Origin of the sequence: Shewanella aegiceratis (assembly GCF_019457495.1) — a bacterium.
Taxonomy (GTDB): domain Bacteria; phylum Pseudomonadota; class Gammaproteobacteria; order Enterobacterales; family Shewanellaceae; genus Shewanella; species Shewanella loihica.
On record NZ_CP080416.1, the window covers coordinates 832607 to 846163 of the forward strand.

Annotated in this window: 15 protein-coding genes; 8 read left to right on the forward strand and 7 right to left on the reverse strand. The window is 55.3% G+C overall.

Features of this window, described 5'->3' with window-relative positions:
• Positions 1-7: 7 nt before the first annotated feature.
• Positions 8-976, reverse strand: a complete 969-nt coding sequence (locus K0H80_RS03740; RefSeq protein ID WP_258406166.1) for a bifunctional helix-turn-helix transcriptional regulator/GNAT family N-acetyltransferase — start codon at positions 974-976, stop codon at positions 8-10.
• A gap of 136 nt (positions 977-1112) precedes the next feature.
• On the reverse strand, positions 1113-1685 hold the full coding sequence (gene yjjX, locus K0H80_RS03745; protein WP_220073149.1) for an inosine/xanthosine triphosphatase: 573 nt from the start codon (positions 1683-1685) through the stop codon (positions 1113-1115).
• A gap of 455 nt (positions 1686-2140) precedes the next feature.
• Between yjjX and K0H80_RS03750 the strand changes: the two genes are divergently transcribed.
• On the forward strand, positions 2141-3412 hold the full coding sequence (locus K0H80_RS03750; RefSeq protein ID WP_220073150.1) for a serine/threonine transporter: 1272 nt from the start codon (positions 2141-2143) through the stop codon (positions 3410-3412).
• A 56-nt stretch (positions 3413-3468) separates the two neighbouring features.
• The gene (locus K0H80_RS03755; protein ID WP_220073151.1) at positions 3469-4836 is read left to right on the forward strand and encodes an L-serine ammonia-lyase; all 1368 of its coding nucleotides are present in this window, start codon (positions 3469-3471) and stop codon (positions 4834-4836) included.
• 87 nt (positions 4837-4923) lie between these two features.
• Here the strand turns inward: K0H80_RS03755 and K0H80_RS03760 are convergent, their stop codons facing one another.
• Positions 4924-5367 (reverse strand): GNAT family N-acetyltransferase, encoded by a 444-nt coding sequence (locus tag K0H80_RS03760; RefSeq protein ID WP_220073152.1) that lies wholly within the window; start codon positions 5365-5367, stop codon positions 4924-4926.
• 141 nt (positions 5368-5508) lie between these two features.
• On the opposite strand from K0H80_RS03760, the gene K0H80_RS03765 reads away from it, so the two are divergent.
• Positions 5509-5814: a DUF4234 domain-containing protein gene (locus K0H80_RS03765; RefSeq protein WP_011864548.1), complete on the forward strand. Its 306-nt coding sequence runs from the start codon at positions 5509-5511 to the stop codon at positions 5812-5814.
• Positions 5815-5980: 166 nt separating this feature from the next.
• Positions 5981-7279: a dicarboxylate/amino acid:cation symporter gene (locus tag K0H80_RS03770; RefSeq protein ID WP_220073910.1), complete on the forward strand. Its 1299-nt coding sequence runs from the start codon at positions 5981-5983 to the stop codon at positions 7277-7279.
• Between the two features lie 89 nt (positions 7280-7368).
• Here the strand turns inward: K0H80_RS03770 and K0H80_RS03775 are convergent, their stop codons facing one another.
• Positions 7369-7782, reverse strand: a complete 414-nt coding sequence (locus K0H80_RS03775; RefSeq protein ID WP_220073153.1) for an META domain-containing protein — start codon at positions 7780-7782, stop codon at positions 7369-7371.
• 196 nt (positions 7783-7978) lie between these two features.
• Between K0H80_RS03775 and K0H80_RS03780 the strand changes: the two genes are divergently transcribed.
• On the forward strand, positions 7979-8218 hold the full coding sequence (locus tag K0H80_RS03780) for a hypothetical protein (RefSeq protein WP_220073154.1): 240 nt from the start codon (positions 7979-7981) through the stop codon (positions 8216-8218).
• A 25-nt stretch (positions 8219-8243) separates the two neighbouring features.
• Here the strand turns inward: K0H80_RS03780 and K0H80_RS03785 are convergent, their stop codons facing one another.
• Both K0H80_RS03785 and K0H80_RS03790 read right to left on the reverse strand, forming a co-directional pair.
• A complete protein-coding gene (locus K0H80_RS03785; protein ID WP_220073155.1) occupies positions 8244-9188 on the reverse strand; it encodes a GGDEF domain-containing protein in 945 nt (314 codons plus the stop codon).
• A 233-nt stretch (positions 9189-9421) separates the two neighbouring features.
• Complete coding sequence (locus tag K0H80_RS03790) at positions 9422-10378, reverse strand: nucleotidyl cyclase domain-containing protein (protein WP_220073156.1); 957 nt, start codon at positions 10376-10378, stop codon at positions 9422-9424.
• A gap of 121 nt (positions 10379-10499) precedes the next feature.
• Between K0H80_RS03790 and K0H80_RS03795 the strand changes: the two genes are divergently transcribed.
• The 3 genes from K0H80_RS03795 to K0H80_RS03805 all read left to right on the forward strand — a co-directional run bounded on the left by K0H80_RS03795 (position 10500) and on the right by K0H80_RS03805 (position 11991).
• On the forward strand, positions 10500-11075 hold the full coding sequence (locus K0H80_RS03795) for a GNAT family N-acetyltransferase (protein WP_220073157.1): 576 nt from the start codon (positions 10500-10502) through the stop codon (positions 11073-11075).
• Between the two features lie 14 nt (positions 11076-11089).
• Positions 11090-11491: a hypothetical protein gene (locus K0H80_RS03800; protein WP_220073158.1), complete on the forward strand. Its 402-nt coding sequence runs from the start codon at positions 11090-11092 to the stop codon at positions 11489-11491.
• Between the two features lie 62 nt (positions 11492-11553).
• Positions 11554-11991 (forward strand): VanZ family protein, encoded by a 438-nt coding sequence (locus tag K0H80_RS03805; protein WP_220073911.1) that lies wholly within the window; start codon positions 11554-11556, stop codon positions 11989-11991.
• A gap of 69 nt (positions 11992-12060) precedes the next feature.
• Here K0H80_RS03805 and metK read toward each other — a convergent pair whose 3' ends face one another.
• A complete protein-coding gene (metK, locus tag K0H80_RS03810) occupies positions 12061-13212 on the reverse strand; it encodes a methionine adenosyltransferase (protein WP_220073159.1) in 1152 nt (383 codons plus the stop codon).
• Positions 13213-13557 lie beyond the last annotated feature (345 nt).

Consider the following 13557-nt stretch of genomic DNA (forward strand, 5'->3'; position numbering starts at 1 on the left):
TTAATGGCTAAAGTTTAATCAGCATGGGCATTTCACAGGCATCGTGACCCGTGTTGCCAAGGGGGGCATCCAGGTGCTCGAAGCCGAGTTTCTCATAGAGGCTGACAGCCTCACTCAGGCAGGCGGTGGTTTCCAGATAACACTCGCTGAATTCCTGACTACGGGCAAACTCGAACGCCTGCAATGCCATGCGCTTGGCAAAGCCCTTGCCTCTGAGTTTTGGGTCGAAATACATCTTCTGTAGCTCACAGACCTCATCGTGGCCCGGTAGGGGAGCGATCCCCACGCCGCCCAGCACCAGTCCCTTGTAGTCGACCACCCAGTAGTGGGCCTTGTCGGCCTGGTAGACGCTGTAGAGATCGTCCAGGGTCGGGTCGGCGACGCTGTAGCCCTTATCCGGTGTCAGGCCATACTCGGCGGAGACGTTACGGATCACCCGGGCGATGTGGGGGTTATCCTCCTGGGTGAGGCTGCGGATAGTGTAGCCCTGCTGGGCGCTGGCCAGATCCATGGCGCGGGTATATTGGCGCAGGCTGGCTTCCAGCTGGGCGATCTGCTCAGGTGAGAGCTGGGCCAAGATCTCCTGGTACATCTTGTTTTGTTGCTCGTTCAGGCTGTTGAGTTGGCGTTTGCCCTGAGCCGTGAGTTGGCACAACGAGCTGCGACTGTCTCTGGGGTTGTTGCGACTCTTGGCAAAGCCCTTGTCACACAGCTGGCTCACGGCGCGGCTGGCATTGGACTTATCGATATTCAGGGCCAGGGCCAGCTGCTTTATCGACAGCTCCTGGGTGCTGAGTTCGATCAAGGCGTGGGCCTGCACCGGCGACAGCGGCTGATCGCCGCAGGCGGAGTTGAGCATGCCCAGTTGCCTCACCAGTTGCCTCGACAGGCTGCGCAGCGACGAGCAGGTCTGGGGCAACTCGACGGCCTGAGCGAGACTGGCATCATCGAGCATCGAAGGACAAGATTGTGACATGGTTAAGATCCGAGTGAGCTATATAGTTGCGATATACATCTAACTTAGATCCCTAAAAAGAGAAATGCAAGTTTTTGCTAATGTAGATAAATTCGGCAGGCTCATCTGGGTTGGCCTGCCTTCTCCTGGCGCCGAATTAGCCAAAGATCTCCGGGTTGAGCAGCGGTGCCATCGCCAGCACGATTGCCTGGGTGTAGACGCTCTCGCGACTGGCCTTGCCCTGGGTAAAGAGGCCGATGGCACCTCCCTTCTGCTTGATGTTGACCGTGTTAAATAGTCTGTCCATCACATCGCCAAGCTCCTCACCGGCCACCAGGGCGTCATACACCGGGGCGGGCAGGGGCATCTGCGCGCTGCGACCTATGCTAAGGCTGCCTCGATGGACGATGGCCATGTAGGCGTAGGTGGCCGCGCCGTGGTCGAACAGGTCGACGCCGCCCTCCATGGCGATATAGAGATCTGCCGTAAGGCTCTCATCGCTCTTGCCTTGCTGCTCGCAGTAGCGGGCGCGGTTGATGGCACCTTCGCGGGTCTCTGAGTCCGTCATCGGTTGGGCCGCGACTCCAGAGGGGGCGTGCATGCCCTGGCAGAGGATCTCGGCGTCTGGAAACAGCAGGGAGAGGGCGTTGCGGGCCGCGCCTATCTTGACCGGATTGGTCGAACCGACCGTGATACGAATGATGGCTTGTTGGCTAAGAGCGCTGGGCATGGGTATTCCAAAAGTGAATGAATCGACAGGGCACCATTTTGCCATAAAGCGCCTCGGGATGCATGGGCGGGCAAGCACAAGGCGCGGCGCGACATTTAACCTAGCGGATGTTCGCAAATGGCATCTTACTGCGGCGAAACAGGGCTAAGCGGCAGAGAGGCCTCCATAGCGCCGGGTTAACAGATGTAAAAAAGGGTAACGCGCTTGTGATGTTCTGGTTCGCTTTGGTTAGCGTGAGATTGCCGTTATGAAAATTTACAACACAATAAGTTAGATTCGGCTCACAAAGCCGATTCATTCTGAAAATTCATTACAAAAAGAGGTGTCAGATCAATTTCTCGTGTCCTGCCTGCTATATGCTACGCCCGAATTTTAGTCGTGCTCGTCAGGCGGAAAAACGCCGCGGGGCGGGGCGTCGAAACACTCAGATGCTAGGGCATCGATAAGGTTATTTTATGCAAAACGAAGCGACAATCTCTGATGTAAACCTCGCGCAGCGCCAAGGTTGGACTCGCAGCGACACGACCTGGATGTTGAGCCTGTTCGGCACCGCCGTCGGCGCCGGTATCCTGTTTCTACCCATCAATGCCGGCATGGGCGGTTTCTGGCCCCTGGTGCTGATGGCCGTGATTATCGGTCCCATGACCTACCTGGCCCACAGAGGCCTGTCTCGTTTCGTCTGCTCCTCTCAGCGTCAGGGTAGCGACATCACCCATGTGGTGGAGGAGTATTTTGGTGTCGGCGCCGGTAAGGCGATCACCTTGCTCTACTTCTTCGCCATCTACCCCATAGTGCTCATCTATGGTGTGGGCATCACCAATACGGTCGATAGCTTCATCGTCAACCAGCTGGGCATGGCCTCGCCACCACGCTTCCTACTGTCCGGCATCTTAGTGCTGGGCATGATGTCTGTGATGGTGTCTGGCGAGAAGTTTATGCTCAAGGTGACTCAGCTGCTGGTGTATCCGCTGGTGGGGATCCTGGCCTTCATGTCGCTCTATCTGATCCCAAGCTGGAAGATGGACGCCCTGATGGAAGTGCCTGCCGCCGGTGAGTTTCTCGGTACCGTCTGGCTGACTATCCCAGTGCTGGTATTTGCCTTCAACCATTCACCGGCCATCTCACAGTTCTCGGTATCGCTGAAGAAGCAGTACGGTAGTAACGCGGCCAGAAAGGCCGATGTGATCCTGCGTAACACCAGCATGATGTTGGTGGGCTTCGTGATGCTGTTTGTCTTCTCCTGCGTGCTGTCGCTGAGTCCGGCACAGCTGGCCGAGGCCAAGGCGCAGAACCTGCCGATTCTCTCTTACCTGGCCAACGTACATGCCAGCGGCTTCGTTAGCTATTTCGGCCCCATCATCGCGGTGATCGCCATCGTCTCCTCATTCTTCGGTCACTACCTGGGCGCCACCGAAGGCCTCAAGGGGATCATCACCAAGCAGCTGCGTAGCAGCAATAAGGAAGTGTCGGACGCCAAGATCGACAAGTTTATTCTCGGCTTCATGTTCCTGACCATCTGGGGCGTTGCCGTGATCAACCCGAGCATCCTGGGGATGATCGAGGCCCTAGGCGGCCCAATCATCGCCGCGATCCTCTACCTCATGCCTATGTATGCCGTCTACAAGGTGCCTGCGCTCAAGGCCTACCGTGGTCGCATCAGCAACATCTTCGTGATCCTGGCAGGCTTGCTGGCGATGACGGCCATACTGTTTGGCATGCTCTCTTAATCGACTCATGTTACGCCCGGCGACTCTCCGCCGGGCGAATCTAAGTGGAAGCATTTATGGTTAGCGCATTTGATATTTTTAAGATAGGTGTGGGTCCCTCCAGCTCACACACTGTCGGGCCGATGAAGGCCGCCAAAGGTTTTGTTGACGATCTGCGTCAGCGTGGAGAACTGCTGAGCATCACCAGCGTCAAAGTGGATATCTATGGCTCCCTGTCGCTCACCGGCAAGGGCCACCATACAGATAGCGCCATCATCATGGGGCTGGCGGGCAACAGCCCTGAGACGGTAGATATCGACCTGACCCCTGAGTTTATCCGTCAGGTGGCCATGACCTCCTGTCTGCCACTGGGTACAGAAGGGCATGGGGTCGACTTTCCGCCCGAGGCCGTGGTGTTTCACCCCGAGGCCCTGGCGCTGCATGAAAACGGCATGACGTTGAGCGCCTATGTCGGTCAGCAGTGTGTCTATCTCAAGACCTATTACTCCATCGGCGGCGGCTTCATCGTCGACGAGGAACATTTCGGCATGACGGCCGCCAACGAGGTGGTCTTGCCCTATCCCTTCGCCAATGCCGAGGAGCTGCTGGATCTATGCCAGGAGACAGGCATGAGCATCAGCGCCATCATGATGGCCAACGAGCGTGCGCTTCACAGTGAGGCCCATATAGCCGAGGGTTTCGAGGCGGTATGGCATACCATGAAAGAGGCGATCGAGCGCGGTTGTCACACCGAAGGTGTGTTGGCTGGGCCACTACGTGTGCCGCGCCGAGCACCGGCGCTGTTCCGTCAGCTGGCTACCGGTGAGCGCCTGTCGGCGGATCCCATGATGATCGTCGACTGGGTCAACATGTTCGCCCTGGCGGTGAGCGAAGAGAATGCCGCCGGAGGCCGGGTGGTGACTTCGCCCACCAATGGCGCGGCGGGGATCATCCCGGCCGTGTTGGCCTATTTTGACAAGTTCATTCAGCCGGTGGGCCCTAAGGAGTACAGCCGCTACTTCCTCGCCGCCGCGGCTATCGGTGGCCTGTATAAGCGCAACGCTTCTATTTCTGGCGCTGAAGTGGGCTGTCAGGGTGAGGTGGGGGTTGCCTGCTCCATGGCGGCCGCCGGGCTGGCTGAGCTGATGGGGGGCAATCCGGCTCAGGTCTGCATCGCCGCCGAGATCGGCATGGAGCACAACCTGGGACTGACCTGTGATCCTGTCGCCGGTCAGGTGCAGGTGCCCTGTATCGAGCGCAACGCCATCGCCTCGGTGAAGGCGATCAACTCGGCGCGCATGGCGCTGCGGCGCAACAGCGAGCCCAGAGTCAGCCTGGATAAGGTGATCGCCACCATGTATGAGACAGGCAAGGATATGCATGTGAAGTATCGCGAGACCAGTCAGGGCGGCCTGGCGATCAAGGTTACCAGCATCTGTGCCTAAGCTTTTGTCTGAGCAGTTAGCTTAAGCTATGCGCCGGAGCCATAAAAAAAACGCCCATCTGGGCGTTTTTTTATGCTTGGCTATCGGCTACTTTTCTTCATACATCAGGTAGTAGCTCTGCTTCATGCCGAGGGCCTCGTAGGTCTGTTGCGCCTTATGGTTCTCCTGCTCCACATAGAGTCTGAAGCTGGCGGCGCCGCCATTGTCCTCGGCTATCTGTTTCACCGCCTCATACAGCTTGCCATAGATCCCCTGACGGCGATTCTGCGGGCGAATATAGACACTCTGGATCCAGTAGTAGTCCTTGGCGCGCCAGTCGCTCCATTCGAAAGTGACCATGAGGGAGCCCAAGATTTCGCCTGCTTCCTCGGCGACCAGGTAGAAGCCGCGGGCGGGGTTTTCCAGTAGCGTCTGTACGCCTAGGGTGAGGGTCTGTTGATCTAGGCTGAGCCCCTCGGTTTCGTTGGCCATGGCCTGATTAAACTGCACCAGTGCGGTGAGATCCGATTGTTGGCCTTTTCTTATTTGCATTATCGCCTCCTTAAATTTGGCCATACTCTAGCACGCTTCATGGCCAAGCCAAGGCAGAATTTTTTCGATTGACTCTTAGACTAAAGTCTAACTCTGCTATGCTTTGAAGAAGGGAGTGCTAAGTGTCTATGGGGTGAGGCGATGAGTGATTCTGACCAGAATGATCTTACTAAACTCAATCAAAATCAGCGTGATAGCTTGGCGCTTGGTCGGGAGCAGGAGGCGGTAAACCATCTGCTGCATTTCCTGCTGACCCTGGTTACCCTAGGCCTCTGGGGCCTAGTCTGGTGGCACCTTATCCTAAAGTCCCAGGGCAAGGCGGAGCGGCTGTTTCATGGCTTCGACGACGCCTACTGGAGCCATCTCATCGAGCGCGAACAGCCCCCTGCGGCCCTGCATACCTTCAGGGTCGATGCTAAACAGGAATCTGCCTACTTCGAGGCCTGATGGGCCTCTCTTGATATGAATCACAGCTTACTCCAGGTTTATCTGATATTATCCCCGTCCCATTTGCGTCTGCCGTCTGCTGCGTTGCTACTTGCTCCGTTGCGACAGGCTCCTCTGTCATAGGGCGGCAGGACGAAACCACTCTCGCGATTCAAGGTTATTAATGATGCGTCAACAAACCTCTTCTTGGCTGGGCCGTGCCTGGTCTGGCTGGATGTCTGTGCCCCTGTGGCTACAAATCCTTATCGGTATGCTGCTGGGTATCTGCGCCGGCCTGGGCCTGGGCGAACAGGCGGTGCTACTCAAGCCAATAGGTACGCTTTTTGTCAACACCATCAAGATGTTGATTGTCCCCTTGGTGTTCTGCTCCCTGATTGTGGGGGTGACCTCTATGCAGGATACCGCCAAGATGGGCCGCATCGGTTTTAAATCTTTCGCCTTCTATCTGGGCACTACCTCAATCGCCATCACGCTCGGTCTGGCCGTGGGTCATATCATGCAACCCGGCGCCGGACTGGCGATGACCTCGGCTGAGAGTCACAACGCGGTGAAAGAGGTGCCTTCTATCATGGAGACACTGATCAACATAGTGCCGACCAATCCTATCGCGGCGCTGGCCAGCGGGCAGATCCTGCAGGTGATCGTGTTCGCGGTGGCCCTGGGTATTGCTTTGGTGTTGATCGGCGACCATGGTAAGCCGGCCATCAAGGTGTTCGAGAGCCTGGCCGAGGCCATGTATAAGCTGACCGACATGGTGATGAAGCTGGCGCCATATGGTGTGTTTGGCCTGATGGCCTGGGTGGCCGGTGAATACGGCATGGATATGTTGATGCCGCTGATCAAGGTGATTCTGGCGGTTTATATCGGCTGCGCCCTGCATATCATAGGTTTCTACAGCCTGGTGCTGATCTTTGTGGCCAAGCTTAACCCCATGCAGTTCTTCAAGGGGATCAGCAACGCACTGGCGGTGGCCTATACCACCTCGAGCAGCGCCGGCACCCTGCCTGCCAGCATGAAGTGCGCCAGCGAATCCTTAGGGATCAACAAGAAGATCTCAAGCTTCGTGCTGCCCCTGGGTACCACCATCAACATGGATGGCACCGCCCTGTATCAGGGGGTCACGGCGCTGTTTGTTGCCCAGGCTTTCGGGATCGACCTCACCTGGGTCGACTATATCACCATCATTCTCACCGCGACCCTGGCCTCAATCGGCACCGCCGGGGTGCCGGGTGCCGGTCTGGTGATGCTGACCCTAGTGCTGACCACTGTTGGCCTGCCGCTGGAAGGGGTGGCGATCATCGCGGGTATCGACCGTATCCTGGATATGGCGCGTACCGTAGTGAATGTGTCCGGGGATCTTGTGGCGACCACAGTGATCGCCAAGTCTGAAGATGAGCTGGATCTTGAGCACTACAACGCCGACGCCGAGCAGAGCCAGATACTGGCAGAGCGTCTGGATAGCTAGTGTTAAATAGCTAGTGTTAAATAGCTAAGCCTAGTTTTCGACATAAAAAAACCGCCAATCAGGCGGTTTTTTTATGTCGGCAATAGCGCTTACTGCTTGCTGAGGACCAGCTGGGTTTCGCCGTCAGCGTCGCTGAGCAGCAACTTGCCTTTGACCAGTTTGGCCTGGGTGACCTGAGACATGGCCTGCATGACATTACGCTCTTGCTGCATCAAGGCGTCGACACAGGCTTTCATCGTGCTACCGGCGGGGGAGAGGGTTAGGGCCTGACCGTCTAACTGATACTGGCCGAAGAACTGGTTACAGCTGTTGTTGCCGCTCAATGCGCCATCTTCGGCAAACACCAGTTGGGCCGGGCTGTAGTCGATGACGGCCTTACCCTGGGCCGCCTCGATATGCCAGCTACCTAAAATATCCAGATCCTCGCCGCCTGTGAGGGATGCGCTTTGACAGGCAGATAAGCCGAGCAAGGTACCAGCGATAAACATAAACTTCTTAAACATGGGGAAACTTCCAATTCTGTGAGACAGATATTTTGACAAGCTTACGCCTAATTAAAAAGCCTTATTCGGGGTTTTTCCATGATATTTTGTTCATGGTAAGCTGTTTCCACTGTTGGCTCAGCTGCTTCGACGACAAACTAGGCTGACGACAAACTGTACCGACGACAAGCTCTGCTGAAAGGGGAAAGGCGAAACTATGATGACAGGATTAAAACTGGCCCACTGGTTGGGGCTCGCCATGGTGCTCGCTGGCCTTGGGATCTATGGCCTGACCTCCTGGACCGAGCAGATCCAGGGGATACTCTTGGTCTCAAGCCTGATCGGCCTGGGGCTGGTGATGATGTCGCCTTTTCCCATAGTGCTCTTTTTTCAATGGGCAAAGGCGCAGGATCAGAGCCAAGACGCACCTGAGTGCAAGAGCCAGCGCGAGAGCTAGCGCAAAACTTAAGGCTTAACTCGCCCTAGGCCTTTACGCCGCCTTGCTGTTTCAGCTCTCGGTTAGCATGTAGATTTTGTCTCGCCGCCTCCACCATGGGCTCGATGGCAAGATGTGTTGTGGGGGTGAAGAAGCTCACGCCTATGGCGATCTCCGCTTTAATCTCCTCCTTGGCGATCTGCTTGAGCAATCGCTTGGTGAGGGATTCGAGATTGGCCTGACTGTCGACGAAGGCCAGTATGGCAAACAGCCCATCTTCGATGCGGGCCGATACATCGGCGTCGCGCATATTATGGTGTATCACCCGGGCTAACTGCCTCAGTCCCTGACTCTGTTCCATTACTCCCTTATAGGAGGTCATGTCCTGCAGCAGGACGATACCTGCATGGGAGCCGAAGCGGCGACTCAGGCTCAGCTGCCTTGGCGCCATCAGGTTGAAGCCATAGGGGTTGAGCATACAGGTGAGATCGTCCTGTACCGACATCATCTGAATCTGCTGCATCAAAAACAGGTGCTTGAGCTCCGCCTGGATCAGCGCCTTGGCATTTTCCATCAGAGGCAGGAGTCGCTGGAAGTGTTTACTGCGCTGGCTGTCGCAGATCAGCATGACGCCGAAGGGTTGTCCGTCTGACCAGTAGAGGGGCAGGGCCAACAGGCTGTTAAAGCGTGCCAGGTGACTCTTGGGATCTTGGCTCTTGGTCAGATCCAGCAGGCCGTAGGCGGTGTGGTTCTTGAGGGCCTGGGTGAGGCAGGCATCATGAAACTGAGTGCCGGCATAGAGATTGAGATCCGTGTGCTGACGACTACAGACCACCTGATACTCGCCGTCGATAAACTGCAGCACCAGGCTGGCCTGTGCCTGATAAAATTCATTAAGTAGATCAACTTGTTGCTGCCAACGCGGCAGGGTAATGGCGGGATGGTCGGCTTCCCTGAGCCAAAGGCTGGTATCGGCGCATTCTAATAGCATAGTAGTGCTCGCTTATTGTTATTATTAATTTGCATAACTCGCTAGTTGCTGTGGGGTCAGCCGAAAGACTGACGACACAAAGTGTTTACATCATACTCAAAAATCATATGTTGTGAGAATGTAAATTTTCAATTTTGCGAGCAAAATCTGTTTTTTCGATTTCCTAACCGAATTTCTAACGCTTGTTTCTAACGCTTGTCTTTAATGCTTGTATTTAGCGCCAGTCTCTAACACTAGGCCTCAGTCTCAATTTCATCATCTTTCTGCTGAGACTTGAGTTGCTGCTTGGCCTTCTCCAGCATGGGCGCCAGCTTGGCCGAGGAGTCGGGGGCGAAGAAGGAGTGGCCCGAATCCAACTTGAGGCGATCGTTTTGTTGTAGCAGCAGTTTCTCGACCCTGTGGCTGATGTGGTTGAGATCCCGCTCGGTATCCACAAACACCAGTACCACGAACTGGCTGTGGCTGTAGTGGGCGGCGATGTCGGCGGTGCGTATGGTGTCCTGAATGATGTTGCCCAGCAGGCGGATATGCTTGTCCTCGATCTCGTCAATCAGCGGCGGATTGGGGTAGAGCTCGAAGAAGAGGATGCCGGCATGGGCACCGAAGCGACGGCCGAGGTTGAGCTGTCGCGGCGCCATCATGATGAAGCCATAGTGATTGAGCATGCCCGTGTCACGATCCCGCATCGACAGTGACTCGATGCGCTGGCTCTGACACAGGAGTGCTAGGTCCTGTTGCAGCAAGATCTGGAAGGGCTCCAGCATGAAGGCGTTGGTGCTGGCGGTCTCCTTGCTAGCCGGATTGATCACACACAGACAGCCGAACACTGTGCCGTCGGGCCAGAGGATCGGCCTGGATAGCATACTGCTGGCGGTGGCGAGATCTTTGGGGAGTTCGGCGTTGGATTCCCGGCTCAGATCCAGGTTGACCCCTTCGGGCTGACTGTTGGACAGGCGAGTGAAGAGCTCGTATTTCTCGTTATACAGGGTGCCGGAAAGAAACCTGCGGGTATCGTTGATGGAGCTGACGATGATCTCAAAACCCAGGTCCGTCTGCTGGGCGACAAAGGCGACATCCGCTTCGAAATAGCGTTTCATCAGCTCGCACTGATGCATCCACCTGACTAAGTTGATTTGCGCGTTATCGTTTTCAAGTATACTCACACCCGTGTGAATGTTTTCCGGCAGCATGATCGGCTCTAACCTATTGGTGTTTCAGGTGTGTTAAGTGTGGTAGTCGATTAGCTATTTTGCAAATAACCCGAAGATTTAAGGGGATATTCTTGTTTCTTCACAGCATAGTGAGTCCGTCATGGTGATCCGTCTGGCAACCCGCGCCGACCTAGATGCCATCGCCGCCCTGGAAGCGAACCAGTGGGAGGCCGAGCTTGCCCCAGATCAGCGCGGCGGCATGATGACGGGCCAGAGTTTTAGTCGCCAGCAGCTAGATGAGCTGATCCAGAATCATTGGTTGCTGCTGGCCGAGGTTGGCGGTGAGATCGCCGGCTATGTGATCGCCGGTCGCTGGCCTTTCTTCGGTGACTGGCCCATCTACCGTTATCTCTTGAAACGACTCGAGGCAGGCCGTTTCGAGATAGACCGCTTCGAGACTGGCTTGGGTATAATCAATAAAGCCAACAGCTGTCAGTATGGTCCCATCTGGATAGCGCCGTCCCAGAGAGGTTCTGGCTTGTTCTTTGAGTTAGTGTCTGAGCTCAAGAAAGAGGTGGCACCTCAATATTCCTACATGGTTACCTTTATCGCCGAAGAGAACGAACGCTCATTCGCTGCCCACACCCAGAAGGGGGGCATGCAGGTGCTGGACTTCTTCGAATTCGATGGCCGCGGTTATTATCTGCTGGCGGTCGATACCGCAGGCGCTATCTAGGGGAGGGCGACCTTATGACGAGCAATAATACCGAGAGTGGCATGAATGAGAGCAAGATGGCTGAGAGCAAGATGCAAGGCTTCCCACCGCGTCTCGCTGAGCTGCTTGAGCCCTATGCTGGCGTCAGCCTTAGCGCCCTGGATAACCTCAAGCTGCTCAAAGCCTTGGCGGACCAAGCGGCGCTTAACTGTGAGTGTCTGGAGCTCAGCGGTGAGCCCCGCGCGGTTTACGTCGCTAAGTGGGACCATGGCTGGTTCGATTGCGGCTTTAGCAACGCCTATAGCGCCGAGATACGGCCCATGACGCCGCCATTAGAGGCGCAGTTGGCGACGGCTAACATGGTTGAGGTGCCACTGTTAAATGCGCAGCAGCTGAGTTTCATGTGCATGCAGTATGCCCACTTCGATCACTGCTAGCCGGGATTGAAGAAGGTGATACAGAGAAGTGGAATGAAGATATCAAGGATGAGTCGTTTGTGATGGTGAGAACTTTTGCCCTGCTGGGCGTGTTATTCAGTGGTTTCTTAGTCTGGCTGATCGTCAGCGCAGATGCCGGGCGCACTAACCCCTTGTTTGAGCTGGCCTATGCGTTGCCCTATGGCGACAAGCTGGGGCATATGCTGCTGTTTGGCACCCTGACCCTGTTTGCCAATGTTGGCTGCAACTTCAGGCGCGTATCTTTCGGGCGGCTTTCTTTAGGACGATTTCCATTTTGGGGAATGAGACCCTATCTGGGGGCTGTGGTGGTGGCGATTGTGGTGATTATCGAGGAGTGCAGTCAGCAGTATTTTCCCAGTCGCACCTTCGATGGCTATGACTTACTGGCCGATGGGGTCGGTATCTTGCTCTTTAGCCTGGTGAGCCTGTATCTTGAGAAGCGAATCTCTACTGGCAATGGGATCACTAGTCGCAATTAATATATCTCATTGACCAAGATGCAAAAAAGCCGCCAAAGGGCGGCTTTTTGCTGACTGGCAAAACCAAGCTTATAGCTTAGCGTCTGCGCGCAGGGCTTCAGCCTTATCGGTGCGCTCCCAAGGGAACTCGTTACGACCGAAGTGACCGTAAGCCGCAGTTGCCTTGTAGATAGGACGCGCTAGGTCGAGCATTTCGGTCAGGCCGTAAGGGCGCAGATCGAAGTGTTGACGAACCAGGCCGATAAGCACTTCTTCAGAGACCTTGCCTGTGCCGAAGGTTTCGACGCTGATAGAGGTTGGCTCGGCCACACCAATAGCGTAAGAAACTTGGATTTCACAGCGATCCGCCAGACCGGCAGCCACTATGTTCTTCGCCACATAACGGGCCGCATAGGCCGCGCTGCGGTCAACTTTCGATGGGTCTTTACCCGAGAATGCGCCGCCGCCGTGACGAGCCATGCCGCCGTAGGTGTCGACGATGATCTTACGACCCGTTAGACCACAGTCACCCATAGGGCCACCGATAACGAAACGGCCGGTTGGGTTGATGAAGAACTTGGTGTCCTTGTTCAGCCACTGTGCCGGTAGCACAGGCTTGATGATGGTTTCCATCACGCCTTCGATCAGATCAGACTGGCTGACGCTGTCGCAGTGCTGGGTAGAGAGCACCACGGCATCGATGCCGACGATCTTGTTGTCTTCGTAGGCGAAGGTCACCTGGCTCTTGGCATCTGGGCGTAACCAAGGCAGGGTGTTGTCTTTACGCACTTCTGACTGACGCTTCACCAATGCGTGAGCATAGGTGATAGGGGCTGGCATGAGTACGTCAGTTTCGTTGCTGGCGTAACCGAACATCAGGCCCTGGTCGCCGGCGCCTTGCTCTTTAGGATCGGCGCGATCGACACCCTGGTTGATGTCTGGAGACTGCTTACCAATGGCGTTGAGTACCGCACAAGAGTCGGCATCGAAGCCCATGTCTGAGTGGGTGTAGCCGATCTCGCGAACCGTCTTACGGGTTAGCTCTTCAATATCGACCCATGCAGAAGTGGTCACCTCACCACCTACCATCACCATGCCGGTTTTGACGTATGTTTCACACGCCACACGTGCCTTAGGATCTTGCTCTAAGATCGCGTCGAGTACCGCATCAGAAATTTGATCGGCGATTTTATCTGGATGACCTTCTGAGACCGACTCAGAGGTAAACAAGTGCTTTGCCATAATGGAAAAATCTCGTCTTTAAACAATTTGAATGTGTAGAAGTATCTACATCTAGACGGCCATTTTAGTGGAAATCAGATCGGATAACACCCTTTTCGATGAAAATTGTGGAGTAAAACCGGGTAAATATTCTAATGCTTCGGATGAGTTTAAATAAAAGTGCAGCTTAAAATATTGTTAATGTTGGATTTTTATTGTCGTTATAAGGCCGCGATTTTTTATTGCCAAAGGATCGCTCAGGCCAGTCTGATGAAGATCGCGGCGAGTCGGGTCTGCCTGCTCAGTCTTATGTTCGCAAATTCGGGTGAGGGCGCCGGAGAAGTTTGAGCGGCGAGGCGAGGTTTT